General features: G+C 45.6%; 18 protein-coding genes. 5 read left to right on the top strand and 13 right to left on the bottom strand.

Going from position 1 to position 21,742, the window contains the following annotated elements:
* Positions 1 to 166 precede the first annotated feature (166 nt).
* A complete protein-coding gene (locus tag QUF61_RS10215) occupies positions 167 to 1,309 on the top strand; it encodes an efflux RND transporter periplasmic adaptor subunit (protein WP_103921990.1) in 1,143 nt (380 codons plus the stop codon).
* Positions 1,310 to 1,384: 75 nt separating this feature from the next.
* On the opposite strand, the gene QUF61_RS10210 is transcribed toward QUF61_RS10215, so the two are convergent.
* The 6 genes from QUF61_RS10210 to QUF61_RS10185 form a co-directional block, all read right to left on the bottom strand.
* On the bottom strand, positions 1,385 to 2,365 hold the full coding sequence (locus QUF61_RS10210) for an efflux RND transporter periplasmic adaptor subunit (protein ID WP_289681547.1): 981 nt from the start codon (positions 2,363 to 2,365) through the stop codon (positions 1,385 to 1,387).
* A gap of 77 nt (positions 2,366 to 2,442) precedes the next feature.
* Positions 2,443 to 3,330 (bottom strand): 3'(2'),5'-bisphosphate nucleotidase CysQ family protein, encoded by an 888-nt coding sequence (locus QUF61_RS10205; RefSeq protein WP_289681546.1) that lies wholly within the window; start codon positions 3,328 to 3,330, stop codon positions 2,443 to 2,445.
* Entirely contained in the window at positions 3,324 to 4,298 is a 975-nt protein-coding gene (locus QUF61_RS10200; RefSeq protein WP_289681545.1) for an oxidoreductase family protein, read from the bottom strand. The genes QUF61_RS10205 and QUF61_RS10200 overlap by 7 nt, the downstream gene beginning before the upstream one ends.
* Positions 4,299 to 4,339: 41 nt before the next feature.
* Entirely contained in the window at positions 4,340 to 7,579 is a 3,240-nt protein-coding gene (locus tag QUF61_RS10195; protein ID WP_289681544.1) for a glycosyltransferase, read from the bottom strand.
* Between the two features lie 208 nt (positions 7,580 to 7,787).
* On the bottom strand, positions 7,788 to 8,849 hold the full coding sequence (lptF, locus tag QUF61_RS10190) for an LPS export ABC transporter permease LptF (RefSeq protein WP_289681543.1): 1,062 nt from the start codon (positions 8,847 to 8,849) through the stop codon (positions 7,788 to 7,790).
* 68 nt (positions 8,850 to 8,917) lie between these two features.
* Complete coding sequence (locus QUF61_RS10185) at positions 8,918 to 9,754, bottom strand: N-acetylmuramoyl-L-alanine amidase (RefSeq protein ID WP_289681542.1); 837 nt, start codon at positions 9,752 to 9,754, stop codon at positions 8,918 to 8,920.
* Between the two features lie 190 nt (positions 9,755 to 9,944).
* On the opposite strand from QUF61_RS10185, the gene QUF61_RS10180 reads away from it, so the two are divergent.
* The 4 genes from QUF61_RS10180 (at position 9,945) to dcd (ending at position 13,577) form a co-directional block, all read left to right on the top strand.
* Complete coding sequence (locus QUF61_RS10180; protein ID WP_146066872.1) at positions 9,945 to 10,409, top strand: hypothetical protein; 465 nt, start codon at positions 9,945 to 9,947, stop codon at positions 10,407 to 10,409.
* A gap of 167 nt (positions 10,410 to 10,576) precedes the next feature.
* Positions 10,577 to 11,269 (top strand): transglycosylase SLT domain-containing protein, encoded by a 693-nt coding sequence (locus QUF61_RS10175; RefSeq protein ID WP_103921982.1) that lies wholly within the window; start codon positions 10,577 to 10,579, stop codon positions 11,267 to 11,269.
* An 81-nt stretch (positions 11,270 to 11,350) separates the two neighbouring features.
* Positions 11,351 to 12,667, top strand: a complete 1,317-nt coding sequence (locus QUF61_RS10170) for a vWA domain-containing protein (protein WP_289681540.1) — start codon at positions 11,351 to 11,353, stop codon at positions 12,665 to 12,667.
* Positions 12,668 to 13,010: 343 nt separating this feature from the next.
* Complete coding sequence (dcd, locus tag QUF61_RS10165; RefSeq protein WP_103921980.1) at positions 13,011 to 13,577, top strand: dCTP deaminase; 567 nt, start codon at positions 13,011 to 13,013, stop codon at positions 13,575 to 13,577.
* Between the two features lie 140 nt (positions 13,578 to 13,717).
* Here dcd and QUF61_RS10160 read toward each other — a convergent pair whose 3' ends face one another.
* From QUF61_RS10160 to QUF61_RS10130, 7 genes are all read right to left on the bottom strand, one after another.
* Positions 13,718 to 15,463: a peptidoglycan D,D-transpeptidase FtsI family protein gene (locus QUF61_RS10160; RefSeq protein ID WP_289681539.1), complete on the bottom strand. Its 1,746-nt coding sequence runs from the start codon at positions 15,461 to 15,463 to the stop codon at positions 13,718 to 13,720.
* Complete coding sequence (locus tag QUF61_RS10155) at positions 15,456 to 16,031, bottom strand: class I SAM-dependent methyltransferase (RefSeq protein ID WP_289681538.1); 576 nt, start codon at positions 16,029 to 16,031, stop codon at positions 15,456 to 15,458. Before QUF61_RS10155 ends, QUF61_RS10160 begins: the two co-directional genes overlap by 8 nt.
* Before the next feature lie 97 nt (positions 16,032 to 16,128).
* Positions 16,129 to 17,853 carry an SAM-dependent methyltransferase gene (locus QUF61_RS10150; RefSeq protein WP_289681537.1) on the bottom strand — a complete coding sequence of 575 codons (1,725 nt, stop codon included), beginning with the start codon at positions 17,851 to 17,853 and terminating at the stop codon, positions 16,129 to 16,131.
* Between the two features lie 163 nt (positions 17,854 to 18,016).
* Positions 18,017 to 18,475 carry a tRNA (uridine(34)/cytosine(34)/5-carboxymethylaminomethyluridine(34)-2'-O)-methyltransferase TrmL gene (gene trmL / locus QUF61_RS10145; RefSeq protein WP_103921974.1) on the bottom strand — a complete coding sequence of 153 codons (459 nt, stop codon included), beginning with the start codon at positions 18,473 to 18,475 and terminating at the stop codon, positions 18,017 to 18,019.
* 9 nt (positions 18,476 to 18,484) lie between these two features.
* Positions 18,485 to 19,054 (bottom strand): plasmid pRiA4b ORF-3 family protein, encoded by a 570-nt coding sequence (locus QUF61_RS10140; RefSeq protein ID WP_289681536.1) that lies wholly within the window; start codon positions 19,052 to 19,054, stop codon positions 18,485 to 18,487.
* 114 nt (positions 19,055 to 19,168) lie between these two features.
* On the bottom strand, positions 19,169 to 20,548 hold the full coding sequence (gene murD / locus QUF61_RS10135; protein ID WP_289681535.1) for a UDP-N-acetylmuramoyl-L-alanine--D-glutamate ligase: 1,380 nt from the start codon (positions 20,546 to 20,548) through the stop codon (positions 19,169 to 19,171).
* Positions 20,545 to 21,687: a sensor histidine kinase gene (locus QUF61_RS10130; RefSeq protein WP_289681534.1), complete on the bottom strand. Its 1,143-nt coding sequence runs from the start codon at positions 21,685 to 21,687 to the stop codon at positions 20,545 to 20,547. Before QUF61_RS10130 ends, murD begins: the two co-directional genes overlap by 4 nt.
* Between the last annotated feature and the right edge of the window lie 55 nt (positions 21,688 to 21,742).

The following is a 21,742-nucleotide window of genomic DNA, read 5'->3' as shown; positions in this document are numbered from 1 at the left end:
TTAATAAGAAGTTTGGCAATCAAGCAAAATAATTGGATAGCTGGCATACAGCATTATGGCTTATCCTGGTGGACGGGTTTCTCTGTCATGGGGTTTCCCCTATACTTTTAGAGATTAATGTTATTCACTACCATCGTACATAAAATGCAGTAAACGGGGGGAAATCATGTTTAAACTTATCAATATACCTTACTGGATTTTCTCGCTATCTCTGTTGTATGCCGGGATGGCATTTGCTGATACCGAGCATAATCAAATTATTACGGTCAGCCAACATAGCGTTGATCACGGGGTGCCGGTGGGCGGGACTGTCGTACCCTTAAAATCGGTGACGCTGGCAGCGGAATTGCCAGGACGCATTCAAAACCTGGCGGGGGAAGAAGGGGATAATTTTCCGCGCAATGAGGTTTTATTGACCTTAAACAACGAAGATCTGCGAGCGCAACGGAATTCGGCTTATGCCGAGTGGGTCAGCGCAGATGCGGCGCTACGCAATGCTGGCGTGCAATACCAGCGGCAACTGGCATCGCCAAATGTCAGCAACGCGCCGGGGGGGATGGGCTTGCCGAACATGTTTGATCAAATATTTGTTAACCCCATGTCCAGCGCGATGGGTACCCGCCAGCCAGGTGCGGAATATGGTGCGGATATTTATGCCAGCGGTACCCGCATTGAGCAGGCACGTCAGACTTTGATTCAGGCGCGGTCACGCATCAGTCAGATTGATGAAAAGCTGCGCGACAGCCGCGCTTTGGCTCCATTTGATGGTACCATTATCAAAAAGTTTGTGGAAATTGGCGACACCGTACAACCCGGTCAGCCTCTGCTGGAATTTGCCCAGATGTCGCAACTGCAAATCGTTGCCGATGTACCCACCCGGTTGAGTAAAAATATCCGCAAAGGCGACCATCTGGAAGCCAGACTGGATACTGAGCAGCAATGGATTCCCATTACCGTTGCCACCATCTTTCCGATGGCTGACCCGGATCGCCATACCCTGCATATGAAATTTAACCTGCCAGCGGATATACAAACGGCGGCTGGTATTTACGCGGAAGTGCGCATTGCTGACCCTAACACGCCTAAAATGGCGCAATTGTTTGTTCCAGCCAGCGCAATTGTGTATAAAGGCGGGATGCCGATGGTGTTTGTGGTTGATGCAGAAAACCGGGTGGAGCTGAACCTGCTGCAACTGGGGGAAACCCAGGGCGCTAATGAAGTGATGGTATTGTCAGGCTTAAACGCAGAAGACAGAATCGTTAATAAACCCGTGCCGCAAATGGTGTCGGGGATGCAGATAAAAAATTAAAATTTTTGCTGGAGGCAAAATTTTAAACCATATGTGGCTTAGCATTCACAAAACAGGCATGACACCAAATGCAGCTTATTCCCGCATAAACACGTCTCCAGCATGAATTTCCGGGGAAACTATACGTGATGTATTCGTTACTGCGCCCTGCCCTAAAATAACAACCGACACGGTTTGACCATTTTCCCGTTGCAGCATACTGGTGTCATAACGGGTTTGCAGGGCGCTGTCTGGCACCACAAACGCTTTGCTGTGGTCATCCAGTTCTAACTGCAAATGCACCCGCAAACCGCCACGCGACACCGCTAAAGATTCGCTCAGTACCAGTTCTACCCGGGTTTTCCGGGTTTGCTCATCAAAATCTGGTGCGATATGCGCAATTTTTGCCTGAACCAAACCTTGCCGCACATCCGCTAAGGTGACCTGAATTTGTGCCTGTTGTTGCAAAGCAGCCAGTTCCTGAGGGCTGAGCAGCAAGGGAATGTGTAAGCGCTGAAAATCACCAATCGTTGCCAGTGTTTGCCCAGTGCTCACCCATTGTCCCGGCTCAATGTGACGTGAAATCACTCGCCATCCGGTGGGTGCCTGGATGCAAAACCGTGATAAACGCTCTTGTAGACGTTTTTGTTCAATTTTTAAGACTTTCAGTTGTTGTCGGGTGTTCGTCAGTAAACGCTGCATGGCATCCAAATCAGATTGTGAAGTGCTTTTTCTTTTAATCAGTTTCTGCTGACGCTGGGTTTCTTTTTGATAATAAGCAACATCAGTGCGCAAACGTTTTTGCTCAATTTGATTGGCCTGCTTATCCAACTGGGTAAACGTATCATCCAGACAGGTAAAAATCCCGGATTCAGGAATTGCTTCGCCAATGTCGCTGTTTACCTTGAGTACCTTGCCCGAGACTTCGCTAATTAAGGGCATGGTACGGGCAGCGCGGGTGAAACCGTATAATGCTACATGTTGTTTTGCGGTCTGGATTCTAAAGGTATCGGCATCGGCGTGGCTGCTGGCACTGAATGCGAATAAAATTATGAACAAGACAAAGACTAAAGGCATGTTTTTAATTCTCGATAGTAAGGCGGATAAGGCGCAGCCGTCATCCGCCATGAATTATTTGAGACATATACTTTCACCTAAGCGGGTGATGATTCAAGTTGGTGATTGAGTATTATAAGCTGTTCAGCCAATGTTTTATCCGCTGTATAAAGCAAGCCTTTATGATTTATAAAGGTGCTTTCGCGGCGGTTTAAATCCAGGGTTTTGCCATAAATATCCGTGGCGATGCCGCCCGCTTCATGAAATAAACATGCCGTTGCCGCATAGTCCCATACACTGCCGCCGCTATGGCCTGCGCGGGGATACTTAAAATAACAATAATTGGGCTGGCGCAAAATGGTGCAGGCATTCATCACTGCGCCAACTTTAAATGCTATTCCGGCTCCCGGCAGACCTGACTTTTCAGCAATCTGTTCCAAACCTTGCCGGGTTTGGCTTAGCCAGGGGTGCTGGTTAAAACTTCGGTCGGTCGTTAATAGCAAAGGGGCGTTTTTATCCAATGCAGGCAATATGAGGGCTTTGGCGTTAATAAATGCACCCCGATTTTTAATCGCGTGATACAAATCTTTTTGCAGCGGGTCATAAACCACACCGATCAAGGGTTCTCCTGTCTGACTGACTAAAGCAATTGATACGGAAAAGCCGGGTTGTTTTTCCACGAAGGCCAGCGTACCGTCCAGGGGATCAATGCACCAGAAGGCGGGTTTTTCAAAACGTTGCCGATCATCGGTCGATTCTTCTGCCAGAAGCGCCAGATTATGGGCTTCCAAACTCGGTGCCAAGGTTTCTATAATGACTTGCTGGGCCTTACGATCCACTTCCGTGACAATCTGAGAAGCCGTGCTGTCACCCACCTGTTTATGCCCGACTTCAAATTCGGATGAGCGATATTGATTAATCACCTCGCCAGCCAGATACGCCGCTTTAATGGCGAGATCACATAAGGCTTCGAGTTCCATCAGCATAGCGATTGAATGACCTGTTTGGCTATCTGGCTGCTGTAACGATGAATTTTCCAGTGACCGGGACTCCAGCCCTGTAAAAAGCGGAAAAAATCTGTCCAGGCCAGCGGATAAGCCGCACGCCAGCTTTCTTCAACTTGAGCGGTATCAATGGCGGGTTGATATTGCTGCAAGGCTTGTTTTAAAAAATCAAAATAGATGTCAAGCAGGCTTGCTTCGTAAGCTTCGCATTCATTTTCATCCAGACAACTGCTGATGAAATAAGCAACGTCTTTCATGCCATTACCGCCACCGACATATTGAAAATCAACGGCGGCAACCGCTTCACCTGAAGACGAAAAGCAAAAATTAGCCAATTTGGCATCGCCGTGAACCAGGGTTTTATAAGGTGTGGCGTTTAATAGTTGATCAATTTTAGCCGCATGACGCTTAAGATCATTATCGGGCATGGCTTTTAATTCATCCGGGCGCGTGTCCAGATGCCAATAAGTACCAATAGACCACAGTCCCTTGGGCTTTTGCTGCATAAAGCGGGCATGGAAAAAAGCCAGCCATCTTAAACACAGTTTCATTTCCGCCAAGCCAATACTTTGTTTGCGCAAGGGAAAACCACTGGCATCCAGGTCTTCCATAATCATGACAATCTCATTGCCATGATGTTTAATGTTGAGTACCTGCGGTATACGGCAATTATTGTCACAATGTCTGGCGTAATGTTCGTACCAATGCGTTTCCACCTGATAGGATTTCAGTTTGCGCTGGTGGGATAAATCAGTATTCCAGCCTCTGGGGTGGTTCTTTTTATCCGGCAGACGAACGTGTTTGACAATAACGCTGGGATACTGCGAACCCGTTAATTGATAACGGTCTATGCTGCCATAGCCGCTCCAGAGTGATTGCAGCGCATAATCAAATTCAACGTCCTTGGCACGGGTGCTTTGCTGAATCAATTTTTCAATCGGGTTAGACATTAAATAGGTTCCAATCTTAGAGACGTAGCAGCGCTATGTCTCTACGGTAATATCTCAGCATTGTCCTGGCAATAATACACAGAATCCTTGTCTATGGAAAAATCGCCGCGACCTTGATTCAGGTGTGGGCTGTAATAGGGATCGTGACCAATGTAGCTGGATTTCCAGCGCGTTAACATGGTTTCAATCTCCAACGCAAAACGTTGTTGCTTTTTGGGGGTATCTTCCAGTCCCCGGCTTTTGGATTCATAATGATAAAATAAGACTTGTGGTAATACCAGGTTGCGGTATCCAGCATCCATGACCTTAAAGTTAAAATCAACATCATTAAACGCGACTGCCAGGTTTTCATCAAAACCGTTAACCTCATCCCACAGGCTGCGTTTCACCATCAGACAGGCTGCGGTGACGCCGGTACAGTTAGCGACAAACCATAATCGCCCCATGTAACCGGGGTCTTGCAGGGTGCGAAATAGATGACTATGCCCTGCAACGCCGCCGACACCGGCAATAATGCCACCGTGTTGTACGGTATCATCTTCATACAACAGCTTACAGCCCACGCAGCCGACATCTTTGCGCTGCGCGTAACCGACCATTTCTTCCAGCCAGTTTGACGGTGAAATGATTTCGGTATCGTTGTTGAGCAATAAAATCATTTCTCCCTTGGCTTTTGCCACGCCTTGATTAACCAGATAGGAGAAGTTAAAGGTACCCGGTTCATGCAGTATGCGCAATTGTTGGCCCAGGCGCTTCTGGTGTTTGCGATACAGCTTAAAGGTGGCTTTTTCGGTACTGCCATTATCGACAATAATCACTTCCCAATGGGCATAACGATTATTACGGGTGATGGATTCCAGACAGGGCTGTAATAATTCACTTTTATCTTTATTGGGAATGATGATGCTGACCATAGGCTGTTGCGCTTCTGGCACGGGGTAGCGCACCATAATCAGGTTGGTGTGCGGCACAAATTCTGCCTGACCATTTTCATCTTCTCTATCCAGCGCTTCTTGTACCATGCGCAGACCCGCTTTAATGGCATAATTTTTCTGATTGATATTGCCTGCTGTGGAGGCATCATGTTTGCGCCAGTGATACAAAATTTTGGCAATATGTTGAATTTTTTCAGGATTCAGGTTTTCAGTAAAACGTAAGGCTAAATCCCAGTCCTGACTGCCTTCCACGCCCAGACGAAAGCCGCCGATGTCTCTGACCCGCTGTGTTTGATACACGCCAAGATGACCGATGACCATTTGCGCTTTCAGTATTTCCGGTGCCCAGTCCGGCTTAAAATACGGCTCATCATAACAGCCCTTATCCTCATCCCATTTGTCTTCATCGGAGTAGATGAGTTCTGCTTGCGGGTGGGTGTTTAAGGTCTTGGCAGCTTCCAGCAGCGCATCTGTCGTGAGCAAATCATCATGATCTAACAGTGCAACAAAATCCCCATTGGCAACTTCCAAAGCGGCATTGGTGGTGGCAGAAATATGTTCATTTTCCGCTTTACAAACCACTTTGATTTGCTCGGGATAATCGTTCTGATAAGTTTGTAATATTTCGCAGATTTCAGGATTGGTTGAAGCATCATCCGCGATACACAGTTCCCAATAAGGATAGCGCTGGTTGATTACCGAGTCGATACAAGCGCGTAAATGCACAGGTGTTGGGTTATAACAGGGCATTAAGATACTGAAGCGTGGATGAATTTCCAGCTTGTCCCAAATCGCCTGCAAGTCTGTAGCCTGCGGTTCGGCATAATGATAATTGGGTACGCTGATGCCACCTTGGCGCTGGTGATTACTGGTCAGCCACAGCCCTAATAATTGATTGTTATTGTCAGTGTTCTCTACGCTGAGTTCACAGTCATACAGGCCTTTTTCCAAAGGGCCATCTAAATTAAAGACTGCGTAATAAAAATCTTTAGCCTGGATGCCTTGTAAGCTTGCGCTAACGGTTTTATTGCTGGTTTCTCTGGGTTTTAAGCGCAGATGCAAGGTGCAATGATTGTCGCGTTGGTAAGTGGCGAACTTAAATAGCAGGGCATTAGCTGGCGTGGTATCTATCCAGTGCAGTTCCCAGGACAGGGTTTTATGCTCAACCAGCGGCAGCGGGAATTCAATTTCTGCATAAGCGGGCGTGGTTTCTATAATTTTACTGTCATGTCCGGCGAGGCCCCGGGTTAAGGGTATCCAGCCATATTCAGCCAGATTCAAAGACTGCGCAGGCGAAAATGCGGTATGCAGGGCGCTACGGGTTAATAACTCATTGCTGCGGTTTTGCCAGATTTTACTGCTTTGTGCGCTGACAGCAGCATCAAGCTGTACATGTTCCTCCAGGTTTTCCTGGCAATGCTGTCTTGCTTGTTCACAGGTTTCCAATGCTTGTTGTGTCGCATTAAGGTGTTCCTGAAATTGACACTGAATTTTATTATTATTTTCGTGTAGCTTATCAATCGTCTCGTCCTTCCAGGCGATAAAAGCTGCTGAAGCGTAAGCCAGTGCTTCTGGGGAAAAGCGTTTTAAGTGTTTCTGAAAGAACTTTAAACGATAACCTTGCTCTAGAGGCTGCTTCTTTTTATTAATATAGGACTCACCCCAGATTCGGTAATAGGCAATTAAATGCGGTGTATAATACACACTGGCTTTTGCAGTCAGCCGCACCAAAAAATCCCAGTCTTCCAATAATTCAAATTCTGCATCAAAACCACCACATACCAATGCCTGATCGCGGCGGCAAATATAAGCGCAAATGGGAATATAATTACTTAATAACAGGCGGTCACCGTCATAATTTTCTGCAAAACGCCCCAATTCTTGATAGGTTTTGTCTTCTGTCATTTCTGCCGACAGCATTTTTATGGCCGCAACCTGGCCATAAATAAAATCCTTATCCCAGCTGATAAATTGCGCCAGATGCGCCAGGGCATCGGCTTCCAGCGTGTCGTCATCATCCAGAAATGCAATCCAGTCGCCTCTGGCGGCATTAATACCCGCATTGGCTGCCTGAGAACGACCTTGTGACTGGGGGAATTGAATCAGTTGTGTACCCTGGATAATTTTAGATTGAAATGGTTCAACAACTGCATCCACATTTTGCCCGCCATCATTAATGACAACGGCTTCCACTGTAGGGTGCGTCTGTTCTGCAACACTATTAAGGGCATCTTGTAATAAATGCAGACGGTTTTTGGTGCGAATAATGACTGAAATTAACGGGGTTTCAGTTGCAGCTTGTTTTTGTGTCTTGTGTGCTTTGTTGTCGTTGTTATGTGTTGTCATATATGGTTTCGGTTTACGGTTTACGGTTTACGGTTTACGGTTTACGGTTTACGGTTTACGGTTTACGGTTTACGGTTTACGGTTTACGGTTTTGCCATCACAGCAAGTTTTGCCAAAACTGAGTTACCTCGTTCCCAATCTCCAGATTGGGAATGCCCGCCTTGCAAGCGCTGCTTGAAGTTCTGGAAATAACCATGTCTGAGTCAGCTTAATGAATGCGCTTCTTATGGCGTAGCCAGAGCGCACTGATAACCAGTAGCATTGCGGCATGTACCCACCAGATGCCTATCCATGTCGGCAGTATTTCCTGTTCCACCCATTTTCTGGAGACTTCCTGCAAGTTGTTATAAATAAAATAAATCAAAATCGCACTGAAAATTTTTGCATAACGTCCCTGGCGGGGCGCAGTATGCGACATTAACACCGCCAGTATCGCCAGTAATAGCAAGGTTAAAGGTGCGGATAAACGGCTTTGCAGTTCTGCCATGGCTTTAGGATGATCGGTGCTGAGCAAGACGTGGGTGGCAGCGGCGCGGAAATCATAATTTTGCTCTACTGGCGGTGGATTAATCAATACCGCGTGCTGATCAAAATGGGTTAAACGGGCTTGTGCGGTGCCTGGTAATAGATCATAACGATAACCGTTAAACATGACAATGTAATGCGCCTGACTCTCTTCTTCCAATAGTGGATAGGCTTTTTCTGAAGTTAGCAGAATATTTTTATTGCCACGATCTAAAGATACAAATACATTGTGCATAGCCTGGTGTTGTTTATTATAAGATTCGATATAAAACACGCCGCGCCCGTCATCAAAACTTTGAAAACGCCCGGCAGCCAGTCCGGCAATATCGGATAATTGGCGAATTTCATAGCGGATGTGCCCCTCCTGCTGGCGCGACCAGGGGGCGACAAACAAACTGATAGCACTCACAGGAATTGCGAGTAATAAAGCCAGTACCACCACGCGCCGTAAAATCCAGGGAATGCCCACCCCACAGGCAAACATCGCTGCCATTTCGCTGTCGTTATACAAACGCCCCAGGGTCAGTAAAACTGCCAGAAAGGTGGTTAAGGGAATTAATAATATCAATGCCCATAAGACTTTTAACGCTAACAGTTGCGCAATATATTCTACAGGCAGGTTGCCTTTACCTGCTTCGTTCAGAAACATGATAAAACGATGACTGAGGTAAATCAGTATCAATACCAATAATAAGGCGGCAATGCTATTGAGGATTTCGCGGTAAAAATAGCGGGTAATGATCAAAACCAGTTTCCAAGTGATAGTTGCCCTGCAAAAAGTCTTGTTGTGCGCTATCTGCTTTAAGTTAAAACTTAACGCTGAATCTGGCGAACATAACGGGCATGTACCCAGCCTTCCAGATCCATCATGCCATTGACTTCATCTAACACATCCACCTGCAACCAGTTACCTTCCTGCTCCAGTAAATCCAGTCGCGTACCCTGTGGCAGGGGGCTGCCTTCCAGCATGGGGAATGTAGAACCGGGGCCGCTGCGAATATTCAGATTAACGGTGGTTTCGTACAGTATTTCCTCATTCGTCATATCCGGGCGACCATACAAATGCGAGCGGAAGGTTTCCATAGGGAAGGCCGGACCTGGATCGGTTTTGCGCCTTGGCGCAATATCTTCATGACCGACAATATCTTCCAGGTTATATTCACGGATCAGGGTTTCTGATAATTCCAGCGCGGTTTCCAGTTGAATGCGGGTATATAACTGCCAGCCTTGCAGGGTTGAACGGTTTTTATGTATGGCTTCAATCACATCTTCGCTGGCATATTGATCACCAAACCAAGCCACCCAGTCACCTTCAGCCGTTCGGGTTAAGGGGCCGGCATTATCCAGTTCAATACCAATTGAATGTTGATTTAAACCTTTTATGCCTTTCCAGTTACTGACACCTGCGTGCCAGGAGGCAATATTAAAGGGGGCTAACTGTGTAATACTGCCATCGCGTCCCAGGACGATATGCGCGGAAGCGCGTGCTCTGCGTTGCAGCAGCCATTTTACAGATTGCTCAGCACCAGAGCCTGCGGTGTAATGCATCACCAGAAAACGTGGTATCATTTCGCCACTTTTATTCGGCGTTTCCTGATAAGGATAAGGCGTATCATCATCATGATAAAGACGGTGGTTCACAATTTTCATAATCAATTCATCCTAATCAATAATTTGGTGTGAAGTGGAAGCAGTTTTTAGCCATATCTTAACTAATACTGGCTTGCATCGAACTCAGCTTATGCAGTGTTGCAATTATCCAAGGCAGCGTCAAGCGCTTGTTGCTATTTCATCAATGCTATTTTAACCTAATCTGGATTCAGACTTTTTGGATAAACCGATGAAAACCGTTAGAGAGCAGATTATCAGCCGTATTATTTCACAATTGGAAACGATTACCCTGAGCAATGGGTATTTGAATGAGATTGGCGGGGGCCATGTTTACCGTTGTATTCCCATTATTGAACAAAATATCACACCGGCTATTGCGGTTTGGGAACTGGCTGAAAAACGTGAGCGTAATACCTATGGCGGCACCATTCGCACATTGTTGATCAAGATTGAAGCAATGGTGGACACCAATGGCGATCAACACCCGGCAGAAAGTGCAAATGCCTTGCTGGGTGATATTGAAAAATCCTTAATGCTGTCTAATACTGAAATTGATGGTTTGATCGATGATATTCAAGATGTTGCCGCTGAGTTGATTCCCCTGCCATTAGAACAGCAATTAGCCGCTGCCAGTATTGAGTTTGAAATTCAGTACACCACGGAATGGGGTAATCCTTATCAGTTGCATCATTAATAAAAATCTTCCAGATTTTTATTAAACATGAAGCTCTGATATGCCATGTTACAAGATTGCTGACTTATTGCTGCTGTTGTTTAATCACGGGATAATGCTATTATCTTAAACTTTGACGTTATGCAAAAGTATTCACAATACACTTTAAAGGGCGAAGGAGAATAAACATGGGTTTTTGGGATTTTCTGTTTGGTCATCGTCAGGATCAACATGCCCAGTCGGGTGGCAGTATTACGGCTGGCCCTGGTGGCTCTGCTTCACGCCCCGGCACTTCGCGTCCCGGTGGACAACAACGCTTTGCAACCCGCTTAAACAAAAATAATGCCACCATGCTGCGCCAACTGGAAAAAGCCAATGGTTATCGCCGTTATATTGAAGAAGCAGCGCGTAAAGCTTCAGTGCCACCCTCAGTGATCTGTGGCATTGGCTCTCGTGAATCGCATTGGGGATTAGCCTTAAAGCCACCCAACCCCGGTGGACGTGGTGATTTTGCCAAACGCAAGCCGCGTGGCGTGCGTACCGGCCTGATTCCCAATGACGGTGGCGGTTATGGGCGCGGTTTAATGCAAATTGATTATGATTGGAATGAATTTGCCCGTACGGGTAACTGGCAAGACCCGCGCGCAAACCTGTTATATGCCGCAGAAGTGCTTAATCGTGCCAAATTATTTTTTCAACGTAAAGGCGTACCCAGCCAGCAAATGATGCAAGCCACGATTGCCGCTTATAATGCCGGGCCAACGGCAACTTACAGTTGTATTTCAGCAGGTAAAGACCTGGATTGCAAAACCACAGGACGTGATTATTCCCGTGATGTGTATAACCGCGCGGGTTGGTTTCAATTACATGGTTGGCGTTAGTGCCAGCTTGAAAATAAGCAGGGTTCGATCACCAGAGCAAATAGCGTTACATAACATCAGTTAAAATAAGAGGAGCTTGTGATGAAAACCGTATTACAAACTATTATTGCCTGTTGTGTGTTTTTTGTGAGTCTGTCGCTGAGCGCGCATCAGGTTAAATTGATTGCCGAACCAGGCAGTGAGGCTGTGTTGGCTGGTGCGCCACGCACGGTATACCTTAAAATCAGCTTAAATGGTTTGCCAATGGAAAGTACGCGGGTGCGCGCGCCAGTCAACGTGGCGCTGGTATTAGATCGCTCTGGCTCCATGTCCGGCAGTAAGATACAACAAGCCAGAGAAGCCGCCACCCGGGTACTGGATTATTTGCAGGCTAAAGATATTTTTGCTGTTGTCACCTATGCCAGTTCGGAATCCGTGCTGGTACCTGCCACTAAATTGACCGATAAGGATCGTATTGCCACAGACATCGCCAAAATTCGTCCTGGCGGTTCGACGGCCTTGTATGCCGGTGTCAGCAAAGGCGCGGCAGAAGTGCGTAAGTTTCTTGAAGCCAAACGCGTGAATCGGGTGATTTTATTGTCGGATGGGCTGGCGAATGTCGGGCCGCAAACCCCGGCAGCTTTAGGGCAACTGGGTATGGAACTGGGGCAGGATGGCATTGCGGTGACGACCCTGGGTTTGGGGCTGGATTATAATGAAGACTTGATGGTACAACTGGCCCGTAAAAGTGATGGCAATCATGCCTTTGTTGAAAACACTAACGATTTGACCCGTATTTTTGAACAGGAATTTGGTGATGTACTGTCCGTGGTTGCGCAACAGGTGGAAGTGCTTATCCGCTGTCAGCCAGGGGTAAAACCCCTGCGTTTATTGGGTCGGGAAGGCAGCGTCCAAGGCCAGCAAGCAGACGTGCGCCTGAGTCAGCTTTATGATGGTCAGGAAAAATATATTCTGTTGGAATTGCAGGTACCGACAGGCGAGGCGCAGCAAAGTCTGAAACTGGCAAATGTTGAAGTCAATTACCTGGATATGCAGGCACAACGTAAACGCCAGTTACAATCTGAAGTGCTTATTCAATACAGTGATTCAGAATCTCATGTTAAAGCCAGCGCAAACCGTGAAGTCATGATTGCCGTTACCGAGCAGGTGGCGCTGGAATCGAGTAAAGAAGCTGTGCGTCTGCGCGATGCTGGTGATGTTCAGGGCGCGCGCGGTCTGCTGCAAAAAAATGCGGAATATCTTAAACAGCAGGGCAAGGTTTACGCAGCGCCTAAATTAGAACGGCAGAGTACCCAGAATGAAGAAATGTCGGAAAGTCTGGGTGAAAGAAGCTGGAAACGCAGTCGTAAGCAGATGCGCAAAGATCAATACAGCATTGAAAAGCAACAAAAGTATTGAGTTTAGATGGACACGCTATACTCTCCCCTAACATTTAATAGTGCATTGGGTTGCGCTATCCTTAAAAAAACTGTAATTGTTCACTTCCCTTGAGCGGTTAAAGGGATAACACCCCTTGAAGGGGTGTTATCCCTACGGGGGACTGAATACTTACAAAAACCTTAGGAGTGAGGATGAAATAAATGCAGAAACTGGGCGCAGGATTTTTATTCATTTTCAAGGCGTGAAAACAGGCGCATAGCAAGCTATGTAACTATTTTCACAACGCAGAAAATGGAGAAAAAGACCAGCCAAGTTGCTGAAGTTATAAAATTCTCACTCCTTACCTTGAGTTCAATTAATTATGAGTATCAAATCTGACCGCTGGATACGCCAGAGGGCCTTGCAACAGGACATGATTACCCCCTTTGAAGCAGGACAGGTTAAAACCAACCAGCATGGACAAATGATTTCTTACGGTACTTCCAGCTATGGTTACGACGTGCGTTGTGCCAATGAGTTCCGGGTGTTTACCAATATCAACTCCACCATTGTTGATCCCAAGGATTTTGATGAAGCCAGTTTTGTCAGTGTGACATCTGATGTCTGCCTCATTCCTCCCAACTCTTTTGCCCTGGCGCGCACCATTGAATATTTTAAGATTCCCCGCGATATTTTGACCATTTGTTTGGGCAAAAGCACTTATGCGCGTTGTGGCATTATCGTCAACGTCACCCCGCTGGAACCTGAATGGGAAGGGCATGTGACACTGGAGTTCTCCAACACCACGCCATTGCCAGCTAAAATTTATGCCGGAGAAGGTGTTGCACAGATGCTGTTTTTAGGTGCGGATGAGGTATGTGAAACGTCTTATAAAGACCGGCATGGTAAATACCAGGGGCAAACCGGTGTTACCCTGCCGAAAGCTTAAGGGAATTCGAGCAGAGGCAACACCTCGCGCTGTCACGGGTTCCGAACAAAATAAGCTTACAGAATAGCAGGTGACTCATGCTGGAAAACTCAAAATAGGTTATGAGTTTTTGAGTAAATCCTAATTATTTGATTATTTGATTATTTAATTTTATCTGCTGGCACATTCAACCAGTACAATGCCGTTTTTGCAATTTTGGCAAAAACTGGCGCAGCAATTTGTCCGCCATAATAGTGTTTGCCCCCCGGTTCATCCAGCATAATGGCAATGACGATTTTTGGTTGTGAAGCCGGGGCTATGCCGACAAATAAAGCCCGGTAACGATCTTCAACATAACCGCTGTGATTGGTTTTGCGCGCAGTTCCGGTTTTTCCCGCAACCCGGTAATGCTCAAGTATGGCGCGTTTGCCTGTGCCCTGCGGGGATACCACGGCTTCCAGCATCGTCATCAGTTCCTGCGCGGTTTCCGATTGCATGATTAGCCGCGATTGTGGCGCGGAAGATTTGCTGTTTTGTGCGAGAAAGTTGATCACAGGCAGGCGGCCTTGATTAGCAATGGCAGCGTAAGCGCGCGCCAGTTGCAGCAGGCTGACGCTTAAGCCATAACCAAACCCCAGGCTGGCTTGATCCACCCGGTTCCAGTCGGCAAAATAAGGCAAATGCCCCGGCGTTTCACCGGGAAAAATACTGCCGGTGCTGCTGCCAAAGCCCGCATAATAAAATAGGTTCCACAGGGTTTCTCCAGGCAGGGATAAGGCGACTTTGGCAGCACCAACATTGCTGGATTTGCGTAAAATTGTACGCAAGTCAATTTTGCCGTAAGCGCCACCATCGTGGATGTTAAAGCGCCCTATTTTAAACTTGCCGTTACCTGTCTGAATACGACTGTCTGCGGTGTGCAAGCCACTTTCCAGCGCAGCGGCAATGGTGAAAGGCTTGATGGTAGAGCCCGGTTCAAAGCGGTCTGTCACAGCGCGGTTACGGTATTTTTGGCTATCCAGATCATTGCGGTTGTTGGGGTTATAGGCGGGTTGATTGCTCATTGCCAGCACTTCCCCGGTTTGCACATCCAGAATTACCACCGAGCCACCCTTGGCCTGATTTTCCACAACAGCATCACGTAATTCGCGGTAAGCCAGATAAGCCAAACGCCGATCCAGGCTCAAATTCAAATCCTGCCCTGCGTGCGCGGCTTCCAGTTCTTGGAGACGGGCAATCACCTGGCCCTTACGATCCTGCATCACCCTGCGCTTGCCCGTTGTCCCCCGCAGGTTTTGTTCAAAGGCCAGTTCCAACCCTTCCTGACCCTGATCGTCAATATTGGTAAAACCCAATACATGCGCGGTGACTTCAGCCGCTGGATAATAACGTCGGTATTCACGCTGCAAATACACGCCGGGAATATTTAGTGCATCAATTTGTGCTGCCAGTTGTGGATTTAAATGCCGTTGCAGGTAGACAAATTCGCGCTGCATCCGGGTGTCCAGTAGTTGCTCCAAATCCTTGCTGTCTTTACCCAGTAACTCCATTAATTGTGGCCATTGTTGCTGGGCCTCAATGACTTGTTGCGGGTCCACCCAGACGGAATCCACCGGCGTGCTGATGGCTAATGCCTGACCGTGGCGATCATGCATCTGTCCACGGTGTGCAGGCAGGGTAATGGTGCGTAGTAAACGCGCATCCCCTTGACGCTGTAAAAAGCTTTTATTGGTGACTTGCAAAAAGACGATGCGCCAGACCAGTGCCAATAACAGCAGAATAAAAAAAACAAACAGCCATTGATGGCGCTTTGCCAGGGTTGTGGCAGACGCTGAGATGGAAGTTTTGCGGGGTTTAGCGCCCGTAGAATTGCGCCGGGTTTGCGTTGAAGGCGACGGCTTAGGCATTATCAAGTGGGTGAATGGCTATCCAGCTTTCTTCATTATTAAGGATTTGGCTGAATCCCTGTTCTGCCAGTTGCGTCTGGGTCCATAGTGAACGGTGATTTTCATAAGGATTGGCTTCGACTTCCTGATGAATGAAATTTTTGGGGGTGCTGATTAAAACGCCGCGTGAGGCAAGGCGTTTGAGTTGCTCCAAAAACAATAAACCTTCTTGCGTGGTAAAGTGCTCCAGAATATCAATCGCCATCACCAGTTCGTATTGTTTATCGGCTAAACCGGGTAAAATATCCAGCGCATTGCCCCAATGTATCTGGTTGTATACATAGTCATGAACGGGCGTGCGGTAGGTGGCAAAGGCTTTAATGCCATCAATACGCACGTCCCAATCCTCGCGCGGACGCTGTTGCACCTGCGCACCGTCAATGTCAAACAGGTGCAGGTGCTCAAGATTGGTACGGGCAAGAAAACCATATTGCCCCATGCCAATGCCTACATCTAATAAAGATTTTGGTTGGAATTGTTCCAGAAAACCAACAATGCTGGAAAGCTGGGAACTTTGACTAAATGGCATGGTTTTTTTCCTTAAAAAGCTAATATTTAGTCATTATAGCCTGGATTTTTCATAAAATAGTAACCTCAATTTGTAACATTTTGATAAGATGTTGATATCACATAAAATCACTATCACCTGCCATTAACCACCATTTATTTTTCACATCGGAAACAGTTGGTTTCTCACTACAAATACTATGTGGTATGGTGATTTGTGGATCAGTTTCAATAAAGGGATAAGCCATAAATAAATATCTTATATTTTCAGTTATTAAAGTAAAAAGGGCAGAGTGATTATGTTTCCAGGAAAAATATTTTGCCATGCGTAATACTAATGGGATCTCCTTGAGTGGGCAAACAAAATCAATTAAGTGATAGTGTGGCTTTTCTCCAATAATCTCTTTTTTAAGAATAAAAACAGCCAATGGTTTATTGCTGATACGGTGGCAAATTTTTAATACTTCATAAGAAATTTCAGGGTGTTGTAAATAACGGTATTGTATTCTTTGCCAATTACGAATGCCGATAATAAAACCCTCACTATTTTTACGCATTTTTTGCCATAATGTATCAACAACAGCTTGATCATCATTTGTTAAAGGGCGGATTTTATAGAAAAGATGTGGTTTCATAGCCTTTGCTGACCATAAAAGACGGGTCATTCGCCCAACCTCTTTGTAAAGCCCCAGTTTCTCTGCCAGCACAAATACACGCGCATTAGGAAAACCAAATCCCAGTAAATAGGGTGCTCCAAAGCCAATAAAGTTGTGTTGAAAAATACGTGCTAACTGATGAAAAATGCCATTTTTTGTGAAGTTGCTACGTGCTTTGTGGGCAACCATAGTGTCGCCAACCTGAATGGCTTGTTGTTCTTGACCAAAATAACAAATATTTCGAACAAAACCACCATAATGTCCAATTAATTGCCCATTTTGCCAATAGCCAATGGAATGCGCAGTATTCTGCTGATATTTCCATTGCCATAATGATGAAGAAATGTGCTGTTCAAAACAGCATTGAAACAAGGATTGGAATTCAGGAAAATGTATGGGCTTTATATATTGAATATGTTTTTGTGCTCCCGCTTTTTTGGTAAAAACCATCAAGCGATAACCGTAGGATTGATTGCGATAGCTTTCGATATAATGCTGGGTAACTTTTTCCAGAGCCTGCAGCTGTGCTTCATTATTATCAATCAATGATAAAATGCTGTCTCTATATTTTTCCAGTTTTGTCTGCAAATACTCCATTGTGTACTGTGCGCTGAGGCTTAAATCTTCCTCAAAATGGACTTTGAAATTCATGCATTGGGCAAAATAACGAAGATGCGCCGGGTTATGTAGAGGAATAGCCCCGGCTTGTTGCGGTTGGAGAGAAACTTCATCAATCAGGATAAATCTCCCCCCAATTTTGAGCAATGCGTTAACTTTAGGTAATAATTCAACAATATCAATGTATTGTGATGACTCTTGACTAATAATGGCATCAAATAGAGTATCACTGGTAAAGTCTTCAAAACGAAGGTGATAAATATCTACTTGTTCACCGATATGATTTAAGGCAATATCATATTGTGCTTTATCCGGTGTCATCCCTTGCACTTGATAGCCTTTTTTGCGCAGAATTTTTTGTAATGTCCCCAATCCCAAGCCAATTTCTAATATATTTGCAGGGGAATCTGGTAAATGTGCCAATACTTTTTCGGTAGAATGTTGCTGAGCCGTATAAACATCTTCATCGGCAGATTGAAAAATCCCAAAATGCAGATATTTAACAGGGACATTATCCAGTTGCAATAATGTCGCATAGATATTTAATGGGAATGAAAGTGTTTGATACATAAAAGAATGCTATGTTCTGAAAAATGAACGCAGTATATCATTTTTGGTAAAAATCCAGGCAGAAAAAATTTACCTCAATCCCACTTTTTTTCACTACGACAGTTACCCACGCAACAAGTCTATTGATTGTAAAAAATATAATAACACCAATTGAAGCATGGTTTTAAATTGAGAACTGCTGCTGTCGCCAGGCTTCAAATAAAATAATGGCTGCTGCGTTTGACAGGTTCAAACTGCGACTATTAGCCTGCATGGGAATAGTAATGACCTGTTCCGGGGGTAAGGTATCCAGTACCGCCTGGGGTAGGCCTCGGGTTTCCGGGCCAAAGAGAAAAACATCACCAGCTTGATAAGTGGCCTGACTATAAGTACGTTGCCCGCGCGTGGAACAGGCAAAAACCCGTTGTGGTTGCAGCGTATCCATAAAGGCTTGCAATGATGCATGTTCCTGTACCCGCGCCCATTCGCGGTAATCCAGCCCAGCGCGCTTGAGGCGTTTATTGTCCAATTCAAAACCCAGTGGATGAATCAGGTGCAGGGTGAAACCGGTGTTGGCGCAAAGACGGATTAAGTTACCGGTATTCGGCGGAATTTCAGGTTCGTAGAGTACGCAATGAAACATGTTTATATTTTATCGTTGTTCATGTAATTGTTGATTTAGTGCTTGTTGATCCCAGACTTTGGGATCAAAATCGTCGGCAAGCCATTCTGTCAGTTCTTCATATTCAGGATGATCGGGCTGTTCCAGTACATTTAACAGGTGCTCGTATCCGGGAATGCCGCCAATATCTTCCGGTGGCGCGGCACGGCGACCACTGCTACAGCAGGGATATTGTATTTTAGGGTCGCTTGCCAGGATTTTTTCCAGCATGATGACATGTTCCCAATCATCTCCAAAATCATAAACATAATCGAGTTTATCTTTTTCCTGGCGTAGAAAGTCCTGTAGCTGAAATTGACTTTCATCTTCCATATCATCCATCATGCCATTTTGTATCATTTCAGCCGTGCTGAAAAAACGATTAAAACCACGACCGGGGGTTGCAAAATGATGCAGGTGATAACCTTCCCAGTCCATGACGATCTGGATGATTTGGTGCAGCTTGTCCAGGTGGGTTGCTGCGGGTAATAGTACGCGCCGCCAGATGGGTGGCTTGCTATATCGCAGACTGATTTTTATTTGGTAAATTGTCTTAGGCATAAGAATTATCTAACGTGGGTCCTATATAAGTTTTTTTAGCACAAAATAAGGTACAGCAATTAAGAGTCAAATATACGTTTACTTTCTCCAGCAAGGCTGAAAATACGATGCCCTTTATTGTATCACCTCAAATCCTGCATAGTGTGCAAATGCTTTGCCGCGCGCCTTAAAGTCTTGAAATGTCCCATAACTGGGGGAGCCTGGGGATAATAAGATTAAACCGCCTGGGGGGGTATGTTGCTTGGCTTGTTTTATGGCATCGGCTAAATCGGTGGCGGCATAAACCTCAGGCTCATCGTTTTTGGGGTTGCTGTTTTGCTGCTGCGCCGCATGAATGGCGGCAGCAATACGTGGTCCATTTTCTGGCAGGGTAATGATGCGCTGTACCGGACGTGCAACAAAAAAATGTGCGGCATCATGCCACTCCAGACCACGATCATAGCCCCCTAATAATAAGGTAATGGCATAATCTGGAAAGGCTTGTACCGCAGCCTGGGCAGACTGTGGGGTTGTTGAAATACTGTCGTCTACATAAAGACGACCAGCTTTTTGACCCAATGTCCGCAAACGGTGCGCCAGAGGCTGAAAGTCTGCCAGACTTGTTTTCAGTGTATCACGATTAAATTCAAAGCCTAGCTGTTGCAAGGTGGAAAGTGCTGCTCCCAGGTTTATTAAATTATGTTCTCCCGGTAAATGCCAGTCAGTTGTGCTTAACAAGCCCTGCTTTTTATTATTTAATATGCCATTTTTGACATAAAAACCACTATTGTGATTGAAATAAGCAATCTTTTTAAGCTGCGGTTGCAGTGTTGGCATAAAATCTTGGGTTTGGGGATCAGTAAAATTCAGTAATGCCGGGGTTTGTGGTGACTGTATCAATAAATGCAGTTTATCCCGGAAATAACGTTCGATATTACCATGCCAGTCCAGGTGCTCAGGAAATAAATTGAGTAAAACATTTAATATTGGCTTTATTGCAAGATCATGGGTTTGATAACTGGATAACTCAAGCACCCAATAGCCTGACTGCGGTATTTCTGGCAAGTCAAATAAAGGGGTGCCAATGTTACCGCCCAAAGCAACCGGCACACCCTTGGCGCGGAGTAAATGCGCAATTAAACTACTGGTGGTACTTTTGCCTTTGGTGCCAGTTACACAAATGACCTGTGCTTGCGGATGTTCATCAAACCACAGTTGGGTTGCGGAAGTGAACGCAACACCTTGCGCCTTTGCCGCCAGAATTTCCGGTTTATAGGCGGGAATACCCGGAGATTTAATTACCACATCCATCACTTTTAACTGCTCGGTGATGGCTTTACCGATATAAACTTCCGTCTTGTCAGGTACGTCCAGGGTATCGACTAAGTCTGTGTCATTAAGGATGGCTAAGGGCTGTGACGGCAATTGTTGGCGGATCGCGCGCAAAATGGATTGCCCTTCACGACCATACCCATAGATTGCCACTTTTTTGTGGGCAAGTGACTGGATTTTCATGTGTTTAGAAAAGGTTTTACCTGTTGTAACAGTGCTGCATCAGATACGGGTAATGATAAGACCGTGACTGTGTTGTGTAAAAATGCCGGTAAGTCCATTACTTTGGATAACAATAAAATCACAGGCATTGCCTCTAATCGTGGACTGTTCTTTAATTGTTTCAGTTGCTGGAAAATTTCCTGCGCTTTAGTGATATTTTCTGGAATATGAAAAATTAAGACCTGTGGTTGTAGCTGTCGCGTCAAGCTAATTACCAGACTTGCGTTAAATACCAGTTTAATCATACAGGCGCAGGTATTGAGCGTACTGGCGTAACTTTGCGCCATTATTGGATCGGTAGAGTAAAATAAAACCAAATCATTTGTTTTGACTTCGTCAAGTGAGGTGCGGGGTAATTTCAGGCTGAAACGTACTCCCTGTTGTGGCAGGTTAAAAGCTTCCAGTTTACCACCATGCAAATCGGCAATTTTTTTAGCCAGATTCAGGCCCATATCACTGTGACGATGCTCAGTATCATAAATATCATTGCTTGAGAGAACTAAATAAGGGGTAAAATCTTGTGCTGATAATGCCATATCAAGAGGCTGCCCACTATCTTCAATCGACCATTGCACCCAGTTATCACTGGCTTGAATATTGATTGCTATCCGACCATCTGGCGGCGTATAAGCAACCGCATTAAATAACAGGTAATTCAACATCTGTTGCAACTTGCGCGTATCCCCCTGTACAAATAAGTCGGGGTTGACGTTTTCTGCCTGTAATTGAATATGCTTTTTCTGTACCGACTCTTTGAGTAAATGACGACCATGGCGTTGTAATTCATTGACGGAGAGTGCGTATAAAGTCAATGGTAGCTGTCCAACTTCAGCTTTTGCCAAATCACTGACTTCTATGCAGAGATCCAGTAAATCCTGTCCATATTGGCGAATTTTGGTCAATGCATGTAATTGTTCAGTATTCAGATAACCATAAGCACCCGTATTTAAAACATCCACCTGGGTCAGTAGGGAGGCCATAGGTGCGCGCAAATCATGGGCTAAACCACTTAAAAAAATATCACGATGCTTTTTTAAGTATTGGTTTTCCTGTTGCGCTTCATCTAAAGCCTGTTGGCAATCTTGTAGGGTTTGAGTCATGAGTAACCTGAATCTGATGTAAGCACCTCATCTGCTTTGCATCTGAATTTGGCCC

This window comes from Candidatus Venteria ishoeyi, from assembly GCF_030378065.1.
Classification (GTDB): domain Bacteria; phylum Pseudomonadota; class Gammaproteobacteria; order Beggiatoales; family Beggiatoaceae; genus Venteria; species Venteria ishoeyi.
The sequence above is the reverse complement of the archived record's forward strand: the minus strand, read 5'-3'. Positions and strand labels throughout refer to the sequence as shown.